The 18,474-nt window shown below is 41.4% G+C and carries 17 protein-coding genes; 5 read left to right on the top strand and 12 right to left on the bottom strand.

Going from position 1 to position 18,474, the window contains the following annotated elements; all coding sequences use genetic code 11:
* Positions 1-139: 139 nt before the first annotated feature.
* From minE to minC, 3 genes are read right to left on the bottom strand one after another with little or no spacing between them, the layout of a single operon-like run.
* On the bottom strand, positions 140-409 hold the full coding sequence (gene minE, locus HC733_RS15565; RefSeq protein WP_190365935.1) for a cell division topological specificity factor MinE: 270 nt from the start codon (positions 407-409) through the stop codon (positions 140-142).
* A 1-nt stretch (position 410) separates the two neighbouring features.
* Positions 411-1,220 (bottom strand): septum site-determining protein MinD, encoded by an 810-nt coding sequence (gene minD / locus HC733_RS15570; protein WP_190365936.1) that lies wholly within the window; start codon positions 1,218-1,220, stop codon positions 411-413.
* A gap of 5 nt (positions 1,221-1,225) precedes the next feature.
* Entirely contained in the window at positions 1,226-1,936 is a 711-nt protein-coding gene (gene minC / locus HC733_RS15575; protein ID WP_190365937.1) for a septum site-determining protein MinC, read from the bottom strand.
* Positions 1,937-2,173: 237 nt separating this feature from the next.
* Here minC and HC733_RS15580 point away from each other — a divergent pair, with 237 nt between their 5' ends.
* The 3 genes from HC733_RS15580 to HC733_RS15590 all read left to right on the top strand — a co-directional run bounded on the left by HC733_RS15580 (position 2,174) and on the right by HC733_RS15590 (position 4,029).
* A complete protein-coding gene (locus tag HC733_RS15580; protein WP_190365938.1) occupies positions 2,174-2,455 on the top strand; it encodes a YcgL domain-containing protein in 282 nt (93 codons plus the stop codon).
* The gene (locus HC733_RS15585; RefSeq protein ID WP_190365939.1) at positions 2,448-3,464 is read left to right on the top strand and encodes a lytic murein transglycosylase; all 1,017 of its coding nucleotides are present in this window, start codon (positions 2,448-2,450) and stop codon (positions 3,462-3,464) included. Before HC733_RS15580 ends, HC733_RS15585 begins: the two co-directional genes overlap by 8 nt.
* A 118-nt stretch (positions 3,465-3,582) precedes the next feature.
* Positions 3,583-4,029, top strand: coding sequence for a GNAT family N-acetyltransferase (locus HC733_RS15590; RefSeq protein WP_190365940.1), 447 nt, complete (start codon positions 3,583-3,585; stop codon positions 4,027-4,029).
* A 43-nt stretch (positions 4,030-4,072) separates the two neighbouring features.
* On the opposite strand, the gene HC733_RS15595 is transcribed toward HC733_RS15590, so the two are convergent.
* The 7 genes from HC733_RS15595 to HC733_RS15625 all read right to left on the bottom strand — a co-directional run bounded on the left by HC733_RS15595 (position 4,073) and on the right by HC733_RS15625 (position 11,780).
* Entirely contained in the window at positions 4,073-4,858 is a 786-nt protein-coding gene (locus HC733_RS15595) for a BPL-N domain-containing protein (RefSeq protein ID WP_190365941.1), read from the bottom strand.
* Positions 4,859-5,327: 469 nt separating this feature from the next.
* Entirely contained in the window at positions 5,328-6,326 is a 999-nt protein-coding gene (locus HC733_RS15600; RefSeq protein ID WP_190365942.1) for a cytochrome d ubiquinol oxidase subunit II, read from the bottom strand.
* The gene (locus tag HC733_RS15605) at positions 6,319-7,662 is read right to left on the bottom strand and encodes a cytochrome ubiquinol oxidase subunit I (protein WP_190365943.1); all 1,344 of its coding nucleotides are present in this window, start codon (positions 7,660-7,662) and stop codon (positions 6,319-6,321) included. The genes HC733_RS15600 and HC733_RS15605 overlap by 8 nt, the downstream gene beginning before the upstream one ends.
* 15 nt (positions 7,663-7,677) lie before the next feature.
* The gene (locus tag HC733_RS15610; protein WP_190365944.1) at positions 7,678-8,223 is read right to left on the bottom strand and encodes a GbsR/MarR family transcriptional regulator; all 546 of its coding nucleotides are present in this window, start codon (positions 8,221-8,223) and stop codon (positions 7,678-7,680) included.
* A 267-nt stretch (positions 8,224-8,490) separates the two neighbouring features.
* A complete protein-coding gene (locus HC733_RS15615) occupies positions 8,491-9,336 on the bottom strand; it encodes a hypothetical protein (RefSeq protein WP_190365945.1) in 846 nt (281 codons plus the stop codon).
* Positions 9,337-9,468: 132 nt separating this feature from the next.
* The gene (locus HC733_RS15620; protein WP_190365946.1) at positions 9,469-10,413 is read right to left on the bottom strand and encodes a hypothetical protein; all 945 of its coding nucleotides are present in this window, start codon (positions 10,411-10,413) and stop codon (positions 9,469-9,471) included.
* 230 nt (positions 10,414-10,643) lie between these two features.
* Complete coding sequence (locus tag HC733_RS15625) at positions 10,644-11,780, bottom strand: Na/Pi symporter (protein WP_190365947.1); 1,137 nt, start codon at positions 11,778-11,780, stop codon at positions 10,644-10,646.
* A gap of 509 nt (positions 11,781-12,289) precedes the next feature.
* Between HC733_RS15625 and HC733_RS15630 the strand changes: the two genes are divergently transcribed.
* Positions 12,290-14,236 carry a sensor histidine kinase gene (locus tag HC733_RS15630; protein ID WP_190365948.1) on the top strand — a complete coding sequence of 649 codons (1,947 nt, stop codon included), beginning with the start codon at positions 12,290-12,292 and terminating at the stop codon, positions 14,234-14,236.
* 66 nt (positions 14,237-14,302) lie between these two features.
* Positions 14,303-14,809, top strand: coding sequence for a YcgN family cysteine cluster protein (locus tag HC733_RS15635; RefSeq protein ID WP_190365949.1), 507 nt, complete (start codon positions 14,303-14,305; stop codon positions 14,807-14,809).
* Between the two features lie 105 nt (positions 14,810-14,914).
* On the opposite strand, the gene HC733_RS15640 is transcribed toward HC733_RS15635, so the two are convergent.
* The gene (locus HC733_RS15640; protein WP_190365968.1) at positions 14,915-16,915 is read right to left on the bottom strand and encodes a urocanate hydratase; all 2,001 of its coding nucleotides are present in this window, start codon (positions 16,913-16,915) and stop codon (positions 14,915-14,917) included.
* 12 nt (positions 16,916-16,927) lie between these two features.
* The gene (gene hutH, locus HC733_RS15645) at positions 16,928-18,421 is read right to left on the bottom strand and encodes a histidine ammonia-lyase (RefSeq protein ID WP_190365950.1); all 1,494 of its coding nucleotides are present in this window, start codon (positions 18,419-18,421) and stop codon (positions 16,928-16,930) included.
* Positions 18,422-18,474: the final 53 nt, after the last annotated feature.

Genomic DNA, 18,474 nt, shown 5'->3' on the forward strand with positions numbered 1-18,474 from the left:
GGACAATGCCCATTCAAAACTGGCGTCAGGCGATGAGTCGATTTATTATCGAATTCGAGGAACGCCTCGAAAGACATATCAACTAAATGGCAGTTACACAGAATCTGTTACAGGGTCGATATTTTGGTTTTTCATTTAGCTATTTAGGCTCTCTGTCATCGTCTGGAAGCGTGACATTCAACTCTAATACTGCTAAATCGTCTTCGTTTTGCTCAAATTGCACATTGACTGCATCTGAGTCTACTTTTACATATTTACGGATCACGTCCAAAATGTCTTGCTTCAGTTGTGGCAAGTAATCAGGTGTACCGCGTTTTGAGCGCTCATGCGCAACAATTATTTGCAAACGCTCTTTGGCAAGCGACGCGCTGTTTTTTTTCTCTGAACGAAAATAGTCAAGTAACGACACGTTAACCTCCAAAAATCCGTTTTAGAATGCCCTTTTTCTCAACATTAAGAAAACGGAAATCAACAATTTCACCAAGTAAACGGTTGATAGCATCATTGTAGGCTTGGCCCGCATCTGATTCACTGTCTAATACCACCGGCTGACCTGAGTTCGATGCATTAAGCACAGCTGTTGACTCAGGAATAACACCTAGTAAATCGATAGCCAAAATTTCTTGTACATCTTCCACAGACAACATTTCACCAGCTGCAACACGACTTGGATTGTAACGAGTTAACAATAGGTGCTCTTTTACTGGCTCTAAGCCGTCTTCTGCGCGTTTTGACTTACTTTGCAAAATACCTAGGATTCTGTCAGAGTCACGTACTGAAGATACTTCAGGATTGGTAGTAACGATTGCTTCATCGGCAAAATAAAGCGCCATCATGGCTCCCGCTTCAATACCCGCAGGGGAGTCGCAAATAATGAAATCAAACTTGTCTTTGAGTTCATTCAAAACACGTTCAACGCCTTCACGAGTTAGTGCATCTTTATCACGCGTTTGAGAAGCCGGGAGAATAAATAGTTTATCCACTCGCTTGTCTTTAATTAACGCTTGATTGAGATTTGCTTCACCATTGATGACATTAACAAAATCGTAGACCACACGGCGTTCGCAGCCCATGATTAAATCTAAATTACGAAGGCCAATATCAAAATCGATGATGGCTGTTTTGTAGCCTTTAAGTGCAAGGCCCGTACCAATAGCTGCGCTAGACGTAGTTTTGCCTACACCGCCTTTACCTGAAGTTACGACAATAATTTTTGCCATGTGATTTATCCTTTGACCAAAGCTGTTATTTCTAAAGAATCATTTTTTTGTTTTACTTGTGCAGCTTTACCCCACAGCTCCCCTTGTAAAGAGTCGCTGATCCAGTAGCTGCCATTAATAGAAACCAATTCGGCTTCAAGACGCTGGCAATAAATTGCTGCTTCATCGTACCCTTGAGCTCCGGCAATTGCTCGGCCTCTCAAAGTACCATAAATATGAATATTACCATCGGCGATAACTTCTGCACCGTGGCTAACCGCACCTAAAACAATCAAATCTCTGTTTTTTGCGTAGATTTGCTGACCTGATCTGACCGTGGTCTGAACGATTTGTGGCGGTAGATAAACTTCTTTTTCAATTTCAACCACTTCAGTGTTACTTTGCTTAGGTTGAACTGGTTTTGCATTATCTTTACTGTAGTTTAAAACTGATAGTTTAACTGCCTTTGCCGCTTCATTTTGCTGCTCTGTGCCATTGCAAATGCCAACAGGGTTTAATTGTAAGTCAAGAAGTGTTTGTTTTAATGTTGCAAAGTCGACATCGGTGTCTTGAAGTTTTGCTAAATTGATAACGATAGGTGCACCAATAAAAAATTTTGGTGCTTGAGAAATCTTCTCGTCTAGCTCTTTTCTAAGTTGGGTGATGTCAACTGAGAACAAGTGCAACACTGACAAGGTAAAAAGGTTTCCTTTTAACTCAAATGTTTGTTCTGACATAAGCGCTCTATAAAATGCAGACTTCATACTTAAGCAAACCTAAAGCTGTATTTTTATAAAAAGAATACTCAGGTTTGCATGGGTATATTTCACGGGCGTATTCACGGGCGTATTCACGTGCGTAATTGTTGTTTTGGCCCCGTATTTTATACGTTTGTAAGTCGCAAAACTTTCCAAATACAATGACTGTCATGGTATAGTGCCAATTAGACATAAGCAAGAATTTATAGGGTTATAATGCTCACTGCTGTTTATAAAAGCTTAAAAAAAGCGGATACCTACCTTTATATAGAAAAAAGAGATGATTTTTCTAAAGTACCAGAGCCGTTAATGGCCATGTTTGGGCGACCTAAGTACGTTATGATGTTTGATTTATCAAAACGCAGCAAACTGGGTATAGCCGATATTGCACAGGTTAAGGAAAAATTAAGCAGCGATGGGTTTTACTTGCAGCTTCCTCCGCCGGAAGAAAATCTTCTAGACCAATTCAAAAAACAAAATGGAGCGTCCAGTGATTAAAAAATTAACTGTGCTAGTAAGCGCGCTGTGCTTATCTAGCTCCGTTTGGGCTAATACACAAGAGAAGTTTGACAAATACGTTGCTAAGCTAAAGATGGAAGCACAAGCGAAAGGGTATGACCAAGCTTTGATAGAAAAAGCGTTTTCGACCGCTCAGTTTAAGGAAAAAGTCATCACCAATGACAAAAACCAACCAGAAATAGTCGAAACATTAGAAACTTACTTACCAAAGCGTGTGCCGCAATGGAAAATAAGTCAAGCGCGCAAGCTCTACAAAGAGCACAAAACGATTTTAGAAAAAATAGCCAAAGAATACGGTGTACAAGCACGCTTTATCGTTGCGTTATGGGGGTTGGAAAGTAACTTTGGCCGTATTCAAGGTGGCTATCCAGTTATTAGCGCGCTAGTGACTTTAGCTTTTGATGGCCGTCGAGAAGAGATGTATAAACGCCAACTATGGGCGGCGCTCGATATCTTAAAAGAGGGCCATATCACGCTTGAAGATTTTAAAGGATCTTGGGCTGGAGCTATGGGGCAAACGCAATTTATGCCAACCTCGTTTAACTCTTATGCAGTCGACTACAACAAAGACGGTCGCAAAGATATTTGGACTACGCAGGTAGACGCCTTTGCTTCAATTGCAAACTACCTCAAGCAAGCTGGTTGGAATGACAACTTAACTTGGGGACGCCAAGTGAAGTTACCAGAGAATTTTGACCACAAATACGTACTTAAACGTGGTACCAAAACACGACAAGAGTGGCTTGAGTATTGGAAAGACTCTGAGCGTTCGTTAGAAGATTGGCAAGCTCTGGGTTTGCGTCGTGCCGATGGTAGCGATTTACCTAAAGTTGACGTTAGTGCCGCGCTCGTTATGCCAGATGATATCAACGGCCGTATGTACTTAGCGTATGATAACTATAAAGCCCTAATGCACTGGAATCGTTCGTACTATTTTGCAACAAGTGTAGGCTACCTATCTGATAGAATCGGATATCCAAAAATTTAAGCGTTAGAACCAGTTTGGATCTAATCGCAGGCCATAATAAATAGCACAGTTGTTCAGTTTATTATGGCCTTTTTGGTTGCAGCGTTTGTTCAAGTGGCATTAACTGTTAGGTAGAGTTATGAAAGTAGTGAAATACACAGAAAGATATAAAGAGGCTTGTTTAACACTATTTCACAGTAATTTAGACAAATACTTCAGTGACGATGAGACCGACGAATTCGAGGCTTACTTAGCAACAGAAGCGCTTTTTAACCCATATTTTGTAGTTTTGAATAATCTTGAAGTCGTTGCCTGCGGTGGCTACGAAAAATGTGGCAGGGCAGTTGGGCTTTGTTGGGGTATGGTACTCAAGAGCAATCATGGACAGTCGATAGGCTCTTTTTTGTTGAAGTATAGACTGGCCAGTATTTTGGAAGAATATGGTGACAGTCTGGTGCTAATTGATACATCCCAACACACAAAAGGGTTTTACGAAAGGCACGGTTTTAAAGTTACTCACATAGTTAAAGATGGTTACGCGCAGGGGCTTGATAAAGTTCATATGGAGTATGTACTTACCCCTTAAAATCCTAGTAAGTAAAAGCCCATAAATCTGACCAGCGCTGAGGCTACTGTATGGTGTCTTTTTGTGCCGTCCACCGGATGATCTCAGGGATCATACCTTGGTTTTCTTCAGGGTGCTCCAAATGAGGGCTTGATATAAAAACACGGCCTTTGCCAAAGGTGGTGCTTATGCAGGCGGTGTGGCCGCTCATATGTTCATCACTAAAATATTCAGGAAAGCGAATATTCTCATCTTCTGCGCCCTCTGGTTCTATCACCGCACCAAAAGCAGCAATTTCATTTATGGTACCAAATTCTAGCGCGCGTTTAGCTTGAGAAGGTTTGCTTTGTGACGGAATAACCATCAGCGGACCTTGCCAGTAGAGCATGGGATAAACTGCATTTTGTGTCCATCGCGGCGAAAGGATAGCCTCGGCATGCTCGGAATTTAGCTTTACATTGATTAGGCCACCACCGCGGTTTTGGTGTTTCATATCATGTAGCTTTACATCCACCAACCCAAGCCAACCAAAACGTGCATTTGTGGCAAGGAACGCACCAGAGCAGATGCCAAAATACCCGCCTCCTTTGCGAACAAAGTCTCGTACGATTTTTCTACCGCGAAAGCCAAGAACCCACTGCTGAAACAACACCACGCCGCCGCCAGGCACTATAAAAACGTCAACGCCGTCAAGCTTGCTTTTTCGAATCATTTTTCCGGTGACAATGATAATTTTTATGTTTGGCTGAGCCGTTAATATAGCGTGCAGAACCCGAGCAGATTTATTCTGTGCTCCAGCGAGGATACCGTCTTTGTTAACATCGAAGATAGCGACAGTAATTGAGTTCACAAATGTTCTTCCTTGTTAAATGGTTACTTGCCGTAAGCCATTTGCATTAGCGTATAAAACTCCCGTTAGGGACTGTTCATCACTTGATATGTTTAATGCTATAGCAAGTGTTGTCGGCGCAAAACTAACAACGAATATCAATGCTGTCAACAAGAAGAATTCGACAAAAATTCAAATGAAAAACAGTAACATGAATAAATGGCAACAATAGTTTTAGGCACTCAAATTTGACTGAGAAATTTACACGCCTTAGCGTTAATTTTTTGAGAGTCATAATGATCAATCAGGTAACGAACTGTATAGAATAATTACAAAGCGAACTATGAGTTGCTTGGCCACTTTAATTGCTCAAACTGAATGTTTAGAGGCAAATAAAAAAGGCAGCATTCCAACATGCTGCCTTTTTGGTGTGGCTTAAATGCCTACAAGTGTGTAATGAACTTTTACTTTGTTTTACATACGTTTAATGTCAATAGTATGAAAGTGGTTGAACTTTCCCCCAAAATACCCGATACGAAAATGCGGTATATGCAAGAATCGTTGGTACCACGACTATGACGCCGTATAGTAAAAAGTTAAGTGACTCTGGCGCTGCTAAGGCTTCAAAAATGGTAAGTTTGCCCGGTACGACATAAGGGTAAAAACTGTACAAAATACCAAAAAAGCACAGCACAAAAATAACGCTTGAGATCAAAAAGGGTAACCATACTCCTACATCGGGCTGTGACTTTAGTTGCCCTAAAATACGGTCGAGCAACACAAATAAAGCAAGACAAATAACGGGGATGGGCAAAATCAGTAGAAATATATCTGAGGTAAACCAGCGTTCATAAACACTGTGATTAATAACCGGGTTTACTGCCGACACCGCAATGACACCAAAAAAAGCCATCCGCGTAGATACTTGGCACCACCGAATAGCATCAAGCTGCAATTTTCCTTCGGTTTTTAGTATCAACCAAGCAGCACCTATGAGTGCATACGCAGCAACAACTCCTACACCGCTTAATACAGCGAACGTTATCGCCAGCACATTGGTTTCGAAGGACATAACGTACAAACCTAGCATATAGCCTTGCATAAATGCGCTGATGATAGAACCTATTTTGAATAGCTTGTTCCACATAGATTTACGCTTTGTTTTAGCTTTGGCTCTAAAATCAAACGCAACGCCGCGAATAATTAAACCAATCAACATGACAGTTACTGGTAGATAAAGCGCCTGTAAAATCATGCTGTGCGCAAGTGGAAAAGCGATAAGAGCCAAGCCAACAGCAAGCACTAACCATGTTTCGTTGGCATCCCAAAACGGGCCGATTGATGCAATCATAGTATCAGCATGAGCTTCATCATCAGTTGGCAATAAAATGCCAACACCTAAGTCATACCCATCTAGAATGGCATACAGTAGTATTGCCAGTGCCATTAACGAGGCATATATGAAAGATAGCGAGTGTGCATCAAGCATAAACATTCTCCTCTATTGAGGGGCGTTGATATTCTTCTACTTCAACCGATTTATCTGCGGTGTAAAAAAGTGTTCTAATGTACGCAATAAGTAGCAGCACATAGACCGTTAAATAGGCAATCAGTGACAATAATACATTATCACTTGCAACAGGAGTGACAGCTTCTTCAACACGCAAAACCCCTGTTACCAAGAATGGCTGGCGGCCAATTTCTGTTACGTACCAGCCAGCTAAAGTGGCTAACCAACCTGAAAAACTCATGGCAACAAGCGCCTTTAGTTGCCACGGAGCTAGAGTGTCGTTACGCCAAAGTGTAAAACGGAAATACAAGGCAACAACAATCATTAATAGGCCCATACCCACCATAATTCTAAAACCAAAAAAGACAGGTTTTACCGGTGGTGTAGCATTTGGGAATTCATTAAGTCCTTTGATTTCTCCGTTTTTCTCATGCGTTAAAATAATGCTCGCCATGTTGGGAATAGCAATTTCAAAATCGTTAGACTTGGTCTGCTCATTAGGAATGGCAAAAAGCAGTAGTGGTGCGCCTTTTTCTGTTTCCCACACGCCTTCCATTGCAGCCACTTTTTGTGGTTGATGCTCAAAAGTGTTTAAACCATGTAAGTCACCTACAAACATTTGCAGTGGTGCTAACAAAGCAGCAACAGTTAATGAGACTTTTAAAGTCAGCTGTGGCGCTTTTTTATCATCGCCTTTTAACAACCTATAGCTGCTCACTCCAGCAATTAGAAATGCGGCTGTTAAACCGCTGGCTAGCAACATATGGGCGAGTCGATAGGGGAATGACGGATTAAATATTACTGCAAACCAATCAGTTGGAAACACTACGCCATTTCGTATCTCAAACCCTGTGGGCGTTTGCATCCAGGAGTTGAGCGAGAGTATCCAAAACGCCGATAAGCTAGTACCTACTGCAACAATGATGGTTGCTAGAGTATGTACTTTTGGTGAAACGCGCTTCATACCAAATAGCATTACACCTAAAAATGTGGCTTCCATAAAAAATGCGGTTAGTACTTCATAGCCCAGCAAGGGGCCCGCAATGTTACCAACTTTTTCCATGAAACCTGGCCAATTTGTACCAAATTGAAACGACATGGTTATACCGCTGACAACACCCAATGCGAAGGTGAGTGCGAATATTTTTACCCAAAAACGATAGGCCCTGAGCCAAACCGGGTGCTGTGTTCGATCGTATTTGACTTTAAAGAAAACTAAAAACCAAGCTAAGGCTATGGTGATGGTAGGAAATAAAATATGAAAGCTAATATTGGCGGCAAATTGTATTCGCGACAACAGCAAGGTATCAAGCATGACGCACCTCGGCGATTAAGATTTTTTAAGCAATTTATCCTTTAAATCAATTACTTTACTTACAGAAGAGCCTAACTTCATCAGTGTTTGTAACTGCTCGGGGGATAAACGTTGTAACTCTGCCGACCATTTAGTAATGGTCTCTAGTAAATCGTGGATTGTTTGAATTTGATTTTGAGCGTATTCCTCTTCTGGGCTTTCACTTCCTTCAAGTATTTGATCACGAAGCAAAGAAAGGGTTGGGTCGATTTCTCGTTTTCTGCGTTCTTCAAAAACGCGATTGGCTAAGTCCCAAATACTGCCATTAGGTGCATAGTATTCTTTTCTGTCACCGGGGATATGGGTCACTTTAACGAGCTGCCAAGACTGTAACTCTTTAATGCCCATACTAACATTGCCGCGGCTGATCTTCAGTGATTCGGCTATTTCGTTGGCAGTCAGCGGTTGTTCGTGGATCACCAAAAGTGCAACCATTTGCCCTATGGTTCTGTTAAAACCCCAGCGACTACCCATTTCACCGCAGTGCAGTACAAAGTTTTCAATTCTTGGAGATAAATTCATTGTTCTAAAGTTTCAGTAATTATTGAAACTTTAATATATAGAGCTAATTGATTTAGATCAAGCGCTATTTACTAGCTAGCTAAAACAATATGGAAATAACATAACAGTAGATACAAAGTGCAGTTGGCTGTGGTTAATATTCCTCAGCTAATAGTGCAATTGACCGCACTAAAGCGGCCAAAGCGAAGGCGTGGAATAAATTTGGCTTTAACACAACTAACAGCTAAAGCCACTGACATTCATTCCTAAAATACGCTTAAAAGGAAGTTACTCTTTGGGCTTAAGTGTTTCAATAATTTTTGCATCTACCCAATGAGGATTTCCTATCCAATAACTACTACCATCTTTTTTTAGCTTTTTATCACCGCGCCAAAAAAATAAGTACTTACCGTCAGGTGTTACTTTTGGACGCTGTTCGTACGCATTGGTATTTATTGCATCACCAAAGTCTCTGGGCGCCCCCCAAGAGCCATCTTTTTGTTTAAAGCTGATAAAAATATCAGGTTTAGTTTTTCCGTTTACTTCTGCATCCCACATTAGATACGATTCATCGGAGGCAATAAAAGGATGAGCGATATAATTTCCTCTATCGATTTGCGTGATCTTTTGCGGTGTTTCGTATTTGCCATTGATAAAGCGCGAATAACTCAAATGGCCACTGCCATCTTTGAAATCTAATACATAAAAGTAAATCGTTCCTGAAGGTGCAAAGGTAAAGCCTACAATCGGGACATTTTTAAACTGGGGGAGGCTGTTTATTTGCGAAACGCTCGGACTGAACTTTTCTTTATACTGATTGATTTGCGCAGGCGGAATGTGTTTTTCACTCCACGTGTTATTTTTAAACTGCATAACAATCCATTTAGGTTCAGTATGCTCTCCACCAGATCGAGTAAATGATAATTCGCTCATATCCGGTAAAAACAGCACTTCAGTTTCACGGTGTTCTGATGTGGCAACAATGCCCGGAGCAAATAGTTTAGGTACTAAGTTCGGTGGGGTTTGGCCAAAATAACGTTTTGCAGTAGGTGGGAAGTTATCTTGAGCGAAACTGCCGCCACTTGATACTAAAAAAACAAACAATAATAGCGTGTTAGCAAGAGTAAGTTTCATAATTATCCTTTTTCCATCAAAAAATTATTCTAATTTTAAGTGCAACTAATTTATGAATACCTTACTTGAAATGGATTTTAATACCTGACGGCGTGCTGACTTTTTGATGATTTATCTGCTGTTTTAATCATCTTACTTGTTGTAAAGGGGGAGGGCCACGCCTACCACATTGGTATATTCAACAACAGCTACAGGATAAAACCCCGTTTTCTTCAATGCGATAGCCGTTTTGCTATTTGATGGCCCTACCCAGAAGTAACCAACAAATGGCTGTACCCAACCAGATTTCGACTCCAAAATCTCCATTAATTGCGCAGCCTTATTAGTATTTGGTGTAAGGTACTGCGGTAAAACGTTATCCCCAGCGCTATACAATGGTGTTTGAGTACCTATTTTCCTTAAATAGCTGAGCTCTACAATTGGCGTATAATCGGGAACGTCGCCTACTTGTATGTCAACATAGTGTTTACCCACCCAATGATTTATCTCAGCTAACGACTTTGGGTATCCCCAAATCTCTAAACCTGCTTTGATTGCAAGCGCGTTGTTTAGCTCAAGGTCTTGATTATACATGGCATAATCTGACGGTATGCCCTGTTGTAAATTGTTAGCATTGGCTTGCGCCATAATTTGCTGAGCAGCAAGTAGATATTGCATTTGTTGTCTTTTGCTGGCGTGTTTTGGCAAGCAGGGAAGTGGTAGAGCTTGGGCTGATTTTCGTTTTACAGCAATAGTGTTAACAGTTTCAGCGTACGCGCCTACAGGGCTTTGAGTTATATCTTGAAAGTACAACACACCAATGCTTTGATTAGTGCCAGTACCATTGCATGCGATTTCTATTGGTTCAAACTCGCTGTGGGCAATAAACTTTTTCGCTTGGTTGGTTTTAAGAATTGATAAGAATGCGCTGGTTAGATTGCCAGCTACGTGAAATGGCGTGCTCACTGCTGTGCCATCACTTAATAAAACTTGTTCGGTGACAGGGTATTGTTGTTCGACACTTGCCACACTTGCTGAACCACTTAATAAAAACAATGCGTAAATGGCTTTGAGCAAACTCCCGCTGTTGTTAATCATTCTTTTATCCTTATTGATGATTATTTGTTTCCGTATTAGGGCTGATAAATTAGCACTAATTTTATTCGCGATATAGATTTATTTAGTTAAAAGTAAACAGGCAGGCACAAAAAAACGCCACAGCTGGGCGTTAATGTGTTGGTTTGAGAGATCCTGAAATTGTCTCGTCATTCTGAACTTGTTTCAGAACCTCCAAACCTTAATCAAGTGCATTTTCAAGTATACGTCGCTTATCTTACCGCCATCATAATAATGCCTGGTAGGATAAAAAATGAACCCAGTACGTAACCTAACGCCGCTGACTTGTTGTTGGCGCCAACGTGAGCAAGCTTTTCGGCAAGTGTAATTGGCAGCTCACGCAATACCGGAACGCCATATATTAAAGCTACCGCGAATACGTTAAACAGTACATGTACCAAGGCGATTGTGAGTGCAACTTCCGCCGCAGGACCGGTAATAGACGTCGCTGCTAATAGAGCGGTAATGGTCGTGCCAATATTTGCGCCCAGTGTAAACGGGTAAATTTGACGGGTGTTGAAAACACCACTGCCTGCCAATGGGATCATTAAGCTAGTCGTTGTAGAAGATGACTGTACCATAATGGTTACCGCCGCGCCTGAACCGATACCTGCGATAGGACCTCGGCCGATTGCGCTGTGCAAGATGTCTTTTGCTTTACCAACCAGTGCTTTTTTAAGTAACTTACCTAAAGCTGTAACGGCAAATAGGATTAGGCCTATTCCAGCAACCACCATTGCAACGCCAAGTGCTTTACCGTCCAAAAAGCCCAAAGCGTCTTTTATCAAACTGACAGTGGGTTTTACCAGTGGCTTGATAAAGTTATAGCTTTTTAATGAAAGGTCCGCATCGCCTACGAAAATGTGAGACAAACTCGCCGCTAGTTTTTGTAGTAAGCCAAAGATGATTTCTAAAGGAAGGAAAATAGCAACCGCAATCAGGTTAAAGAAGTCATGAACAGTTGACGCTGCAAAAGCCCTTTGAAACTCTTCTTTATTACGAATATGGCCAATAGAGACCAGTGTATTAGTTATAGTTGTGCCTATGTTTGCACCCATTACCATAGGGATTGCAATATGGATAGGTAATCCCCCTGCTACCAGGCCAACAATGACAGACGTTACAGTTGAGGATGATTGCACTAGCGCAGTTGCCAATGCGCCCAACAATAAAGCAACAAACGGATTGGTTGCAAACGCAAAAATTTCTTTTGCCCCTTCACTACCTCCAGAAGCGATTTTAAAACCACCACTGACTGTGCTGACAGCGACTAAAACTAAATAAACCAGTAGGGCAATCGCAGCCCAATTTAAAAATTTATAAAGGCCAGAGTTTGCGGAACTACGCATAATACTTCTCTCTCAGTACTCACCAAAAATGACATTTTGATGACGTTTTTATTTCATGGTGCGAATTACAACATCACTTTGTTACAGAAATATTTCAGCTTAGAGATTTAATTATTTTCGCAGGTACGTGAGTGGTGCATTTTTAAGCAAAATGAATTTGTGACAGATGAACAACTAGTATTTTATTCCTAATTAGAGAGTCTCTGGCGATAGCTATAGCTGTGAATTTACCGCTATCGTAGCCCGTTCACCACATGTAAACCAAGTAACCGCAACAGTCGTTGAAGATGATGGCTCTCAAGCGATTATGCCATCAGATACAGCCACTGTGAGCTTTGACTAATTACACTGAAGAGGAATAACTGCTAGGTAATCCTTAAATGGTTATAAATATAATCATTTAGTATTGTTTTTGGTGGAGAAAACACATAATTAGCGTTGTTTTCTCCACAATTACTACACTTTTAACGTATAAAATTGCCCGCACTGAGATTGGCTTGTGTAGGCACATGAAACTAACACGTCTTTTTACATTACTTATAAGTTGGGTCTTGAGCAGTTTTGTTCAGGCAAGCTCTATTGAATTATCAGATAAACAAAGCGAGTACGAGCTAAAAAAATCCGCCTTATATTTTCATGACTATGATAAACAAATCACATCTGTCTCACAGCTGCAGTCTCTATCTGGAATTTTAAAACCTTACTCAACACAGAAACCGCATATAAAGCCATATTGGAAGTGGGCTAAAGTAGAATTGTATAACACTACCAACGTAGAGGATTGGTATGTCTCGTTTGGTTTTGCACGTTTGCCTATCTTAGAAATGTATTGGCACGAAGAGCCTTCTGCCATTATCAAACTTGATGAAAAAAGCACTTTTTTTGATAGAACACTAAAATATCCACAAATGTATGTGCCCATCAAATTGCAACCCAAGAAAAGAAAAACATTGTTTATAAAGTATCAAACGTTTGCTAACGCCCCCGCCAAGATAGTCATTCATTCTCCCGAGCACTTTATTCAAACTGCGCAGCTGAGTGTACTGAACAACGCAGTTATCGCCGGTGTGGTTATAGCTATATTATTGATAGTAATTGTTAATTTGTACTTTAATCGTAACTTAACCAACGTCTTTTATGCAATTTGGACATTGATGTTTTTACTTATCGTGACAGATATGGCTGGATTCACGTACCAATATTTGTGGCCGAATTTAGGAGAATTTGCCAATACATTTTCCATTTTGCTAATGGTGTTGGTGCCGATATTTCACTTACTTTTTGTTCGAAGCTTTCTACAGTTAGCGCACTATCATGTGTTTCTCGATAAAATCTATATAGGGTGTATTTCAATTTATCTTATATTGATACCTTTAGCGCTGATTTTACAGAGTGTATTTTACAATTTGCTTGCTAGTTCGCTAATTATTTTGGTGTTTTTGTATACCTGTTACTGGTGTTTTAAACAGCGTGCACCTGGTATAAAAATTTTCGCTATCAGCCTGTTTAATCACGTTTTATTTGTGAACGTTTTGACTATACTGGGTGCAAGCTTTGGCAATGTTTTCTCCGCGTTTGAAATTTCAACTTATATTAAGGTCGGCTATTCAATAGAAGTTTGCTTATTTACGGTAGCAATGGCGGTGCAGCATAAGTCTGTTCAACATCAGCTCGTTTATCATTTGCAAAATCAAGTGAACGCGCTAAATCAATCGGTATTACAGGAACAACGTTTTTCAAAGCAACAATCAGAGCAAGTGAAAAAGCAAGAGCAGCGATTATTTACCGATTTATCTCATGAGCTGAGAACACCACTGACGGTTATGAAAATTCAGGTTGAGTCATTGCAACACAATATCGTCGACAATGTGCATGATTCCTATCGTAAGTTACATGACAAAATTGATGAACTGAATGAATTTATCAACACCTTGATGTTAGTCAGCGATTCAAAAGATCTACACTACGGATTAAATATTCAAGCTACGCAAATTAAGCCTTTTATCAATGAGGTACACCATTTGTGCTTGCAAAAGTTGGATCTTAAAAATCAGAAGTTGAGCCTTAATTGCCAAATAAATGAATTAGAGTCGTTGTATATAGATAAAAAGGCCATCATCCAAGTTGTTGAGGAAGTTGTCAGCAATGCAGTTAAGTTTGGTGATAGTCGCGTAGAAATCATGTTGAGCTTTATAGAAAACGACGAGAACATGGTCATTCGAGTCGAAAACTCTGGCAGTCCGTTGTCTTACGAAGCGCACCAAATGTTGTTAGAACCTTTGTTTAGGCAAGAGCCTTCTCGCAGTAATTTGCTTGGAGGCAAAGGTATGGGCCTCGCGGTATGTAAAAAGATTATTCAGGCCCATCATGGAGAAATCACCTCAAACAACAGCTTGCTTGGCGGGATATGTGTTGAATTCAGCTTACCGAAAAGTTTTGCGTACGATGTTGTGTGATCTTTGCGTCACTGTTTATATTTAAGTAAACTCCATCGTTTTATGTATAAAGATGGTTGAAGTAGCATGACAGACGCACCGTTTTGGCAAACAAAAAGCCTAGAGCAAATGAATCAACAAGAATGGGAAGCCATTTGTGACGGATGCGGTAAATGTTGCCTTAATAGCTTTATCGACAGCGAACATGAAGAAGATGAAGACTTCGCCAGCACCAACTTTTTGCGAGAAGGTGAAACGCTCATCTATACTAGCTTAGTTTGCCAATATATCGACGACAACAGCTGTGGTTGCACAAGATACAGTGAGCGACAGCAACTGGTACCATCTTGCGTTAAGTTGACTAAAGACAATTTGAAAGACACTTTTTTTATGCCACAAAGCTGTAGCTACCGTCGGTTACACGAAGGGCGAGGGCTTGCCAGCTGGCATCCGCTTTTAAATAATGGCAGTAAAGACAAAATGCACGCTGCTGGAATTAGCGTAAAAGGGCGTGTAACCAAAGACAATACTGTTGATTTAGAGCATGAGTTTGAGAATTATGTAGCCACTTGGCCGACATATGATTGTGATTAAGGCCTTTACTTAAGTATTTTTGCCTTCAAAGACCGGATTAACAAGTAACACTTTATTTAATAAAGAGTTATTCCATCGAAATGGAATAACTCCGTAATTTCTAACTTAAAGTGACAAGTTATTTAAAATCTCATCATCAACGTTATTTGCAAGCGTTACTTTTAACTTAGGCGTACGCGCCATTTCGCGTTTAATAGCAAAGTTAGCTTCTTCGTTACGTGCCCAGCTACGACGAGCAATACCGTTGTTTACATCAAACAATAACATTGATTTAAGACGATTTTCAGCTTCAGGTGTGCCATCAAGTAGCATACCAAATCCGCCGTTGATCACTTCTCCCCAACCAACACCGCCACCATTGTGGATTGATACCCATGTTGCGCCACGGAAGCTATCACCAATCACATTGTGAATTGCCATATCCGCTGTAAAGCGACTGCCATCATAAATGTTTGAAGTTTCACGGAACGGTGAATCTGTGCCGCTTACATCGTGGTGGTCTCGGCCTAATACCACAGGGCCAATTTCACCGCGTGAAATTGCATCATTAAAGGCTTTGGCTATTTCAGCACGGCCTTGTGCATCGGCATACAAAATACGCGCTTGTGAACCTACCACTAACTTGTTTTGTTTGGCGTCTTTGATCCAAGTGATGTTGTCTTGCATCTGTTGTTGAATTTCTGCTGGCGATTCAGCCATGATTTTGTTTAGCACGTCTGCGGCAATGGCATCGGTTTTGTCTAAATCTTCAGGCTTGCCTGAAGTACATACCCATCGGAACGGGCCAAAACCATAGTCAAAACACATAGGGCCAAGAATATCTTGCACGTAAGACGGGTATTTAAAGTCAATACCGTTTTCGGCCATTACGTCGCCACCAGCACGTGATGCTTCAAGCAAAAAGGCATTACCATAATCAAAGAAGTAGGTACCTTTTGCGGTGTGCTTGTTCACAGCATCAGCATGGCGTTTTAGCGTTGCCTGTACTTTTTCTTTAAATAACTCAGGTTCTTCACGAATTAAACGGTTTGATTCTTCGTAGCTAATATCAACAGGGTAATAACCGCCTGACCAAGGGTTATGCAGTGATGTTTGATCTGAGCCTAGGTGAACAAATATGTCGTGCTCATAGAAAGCTTCCCATACATCCACCACGTTGCCGATGTAAGCAATAGACACCACTTCTTCGTTAGCTTGCGCGTGTTTAACACGTGAGAGCAACGCGTCCATATTGTCGATAAGTTCATCAACCCAACCTTGCTGGTGACGCTTGGTAGCAGCTTTAGGATTAACCTCTGCACATACGGTGATACAGTTTGCGATATTACCTGCTTTAGGTTGTGCACCGCTCATGCCACCAAGACCCGCAGTTAGGAATATTTTTCCTTGTGGGCTTTCGCCTTTTTTGAGTACTTTGCGGAACGCGTTCATTACCGTAATAGTAGTGCCATGTACAATACCTTGCGGACCAATGTACATAAACGAGCCAGCTGTCATCTGGCCGTACTGAGTCACGCCTAGCGCGTTAAAACGCTCCCAATCATCTGGTTTTGAGTAATTGGGGATCATCATTCCATTGGTCACAACCACACGTGGCGCTTCTTTAGATGACGGAAATAAGCCCATAGGATGGCCTGAGTACATGTGCAGCGTTTGGTCTTCTTCCATTTCGCTTAAATACTTCATTGCTAACAAATACTGCGCCCAGTTTTGGAATACAGCGCCGTTACCACCGTAAGTGATAAGTTCTTCTGGGTGCTGAGCAACGGCTGGGTCGAGGTTGTTGTCGATCATCAGCATGATAGCTGCAGCTTGTTCGCACTTGGCTGGGTAATCTGAAATCGCGCGTGCTTTTAACTCGTAGTTTGGCTTAAAGCGATACATGTAAATGCGACCGAAATCTTTAAGCTCTTGGGCAAACTCAGCCGCAAGCTCTTGATGCCACTCTTTTGGGAAATAACGCAGCGCATTGCGAATAGCTAATTGCTTTTCGTCAGTAGTTAAAATGTCTTTACGTTTTGGTGCGCGATTCGCATCAGCTGGATATGGCTTAGGTGCAGGTAAAACGCTTGGGATCCCTTGTTTAATTTGCTCTTGAAAATTCATCACAACTCTCCCTTAGTTTACGGTAAATGCTTGAGACTTCACTAATGCAATCATGGCATCGATGTCAGGTTTCAATAATCTATCTTCTTCTAGTTTGGCAACTTTAGCGCGGATCACCTTAAAGTTCTCTTCGATGATGTCTGAGCAGGTATTTGGGCGTCTAAACTCGATTGCCTGTGCCGCATACATCAATTCAATAGCCAAGATTTTTTCAAGATTACCTAAAATTTGATTAAGCTTCCGACCTGAGATGCTACCCATAGATACATGATCTTCTTGGCCCATTGAGGTTGGTACGCTATCTGCCGATGGTGGGAAGCATAGCGATTTGTTTTCAGTCACTAAAGCTGCTGTTGTGTACTGCGGGATCATCATACCCGAGTTCAATCCACCTGACTTGGTGAGTAAACGAGGCAGACCGTGCAAGCCTTCTAGTAATAAGTAACAACGTCTGTCAGAGATATTACCAAGTTCTGCAGCTGCAATTGACGCATAATCTAACACCATCGCCAAAGGTTGACCGTGGAAGCTACCGCCTGAAATCGCTTCTTCTTCACTTATCACGATTGGATTGTCGGTAACCGAGTTCATCTCAATTTCCGCGAGTTCTTTTAGGTGATTGTAGGCATTACGAGATGCACCATGCACCTGTGGAATACAGCGCAGTGAATATGGATCTTGTACACGGTCGCAATCAGTATGTGCAGCCATGTTTTGCGAGTCTTTAAAGAATCGACGCATACGTGCGGCTACTTCAATATTGCCGGCAAACGCACGAATTTGGTGTAGCTCTTCTCTAAACGGTGATTGGCTGCCTTGCATACCTTCAATGCTCATCGCACCTGCAAGGTCAGCTAAATCAAGCAAATAGCGCATTTTAGTCAGTGCTGTAATGGCGTGAGATAAAATAAACTGCGTGCCATTGATAAGCGCCAAGCCTTCTTTAGCATGCAGCTCTAGCGGCTCTAAACCATGTTCTTTCAGTGCTTGTGCCGCAGGCACCATGGCGTCACCTTGCCAAAACTCACCTTCACCAAGTAGAGGTAAAAACAGGTGAGACAGTGGCGCTAAGTCGCCCGATGCGCCAACCGAGCCTTGCTCTGGCACCACTGGAATTAAATCAAGCTCAATGAATTTTAACATGCGCTCAACCACTTCTAGGCGGATACCTGAAAAACCTTGGCTTAACGCGTGTACTTTGGTGATCAACATAAGCTTTGATATTGGCTTTGCGATTGGCTCACCCACACCGACTGCATGTGTGATCAGCAAGTTTTTTTGTAATAGATGCGTTTCTGCTGGTGAAATTTGCGTATCACACAGCGGACCAAATCCAGTGTTAATACCGTATATGGCTTTGTTAGAAGCTGCCATTTTTTCAACATTGCTGCGGCTTTTATTAATTTTATCTAGCGCCTCTTGGCAAAGCTCTGCTTTGATACTGCCATTTGCAATACCATTTACAATATCTAGATTTAGACGGTCAACACCATATCTAAACGTCATATTATTCTCCTAAATATCATCTTGTTGCGATGAATGTTTCGCTGCTATGCCGA

The organism is Pseudoalteromonas sp. S16_S37, from assembly GCF_014694405.1.
Classification (GTDB): domain Bacteria; phylum Pseudomonadota; class Gammaproteobacteria; order Enterobacterales; family Alteromonadaceae; genus Pseudoalteromonas.

Excerpts from the sequence above, each read along its gene's own strand:
- minD (WP_190365936.1), bottom strand. The coding sequence starts at position 1,220 with ATGGCAAAAATTATTGTCGTAACTTCAGGTAAAGGCGGTGTAGGCAAA.
- minC (WP_190365937.1), bottom strand. The coding sequence starts at position 1,936 with ATGTCAGAACAAACATTTGAGTTAAAAGGAAACCTTTTTACCTTGTCA.
- HC733_RS15580 (WP_190365938.1), top strand. The coding sequence starts at position 2,174 with ATGCTCACTGCTGTTTATAAAAGCTTAAAAAAAGCGGATACCTACCTT.
- HC733_RS15590 (WP_190365940.1), top strand. The coding sequence starts at position 3,583 with ATGAAAGTAGTGAAATACACAGAAAGATATAAAGAGGCTTGTTTAACA.
- HC733_RS15600 (WP_190365942.1), bottom strand. The coding sequence starts at position 6,326 with ATGCTTGATGCACACTCGCTATCTTTCATATATGCCTCGTTAATGGCA.
- HC733_RS15605 (WP_190365943.1), bottom strand. The coding sequence starts at position 7,662 with ATGCTTGATACCTTGCTGTTGTCGCGAATACAATTTGCCGCCAATATT.
- HC733_RS15610 (WP_190365944.1), bottom strand. The coding sequence starts at position 8,223 with ATGAATTTATCTCCAAGAATTGAAAACTTTGTACTGCACTGCGGTGAA.
- HC733_RS15615 (WP_190365945.1), bottom strand. The coding sequence starts at position 9,336 with ATGAAACTTACTCTTGCTAACACGCTATTATTGTTTGTTTTTTTAGTA.
- HC733_RS15620 (WP_190365946.1), bottom strand. The coding sequence starts at position 10,413 with ATGATTAACAACAGCGGGAGTTTGCTCAAAGCCATTTACGCATTGTTT.
- HC733_RS15625 (WP_190365947.1), bottom strand. The coding sequence starts at position 11,780 with ATGCGTAGTTCCGCAAACTCTGGCCTTTATAAATTTTTAAATTGGGCT.
- HC733_RS15630 (WP_190365948.1), top strand. The coding sequence starts at position 12,290 with ATGAAACTAACACGTCTTTTTACATTACTTATAAGTTGGGTCTTGAGC.
- HC733_RS15635 (WP_190365949.1), top strand. The coding sequence starts at position 14,303 with ATGACAGACGCACCGTTTTGGCAAACAAAAAGCCTAGAGCAAATGAAT.
- HC733_RS15640 (WP_190365968.1), bottom strand. The coding sequence starts at position 16,915 with ATGAATTTTCAAGAGCAAATTAAACAAGGGATCCCAAGCGTTTTACCT.
- hutH (WP_190365950.1), bottom strand. The coding sequence starts at position 18,421 with ATGACGTTTAGATATGGTGTTGACCGTCTAAATCTAGATATTGTAAAT.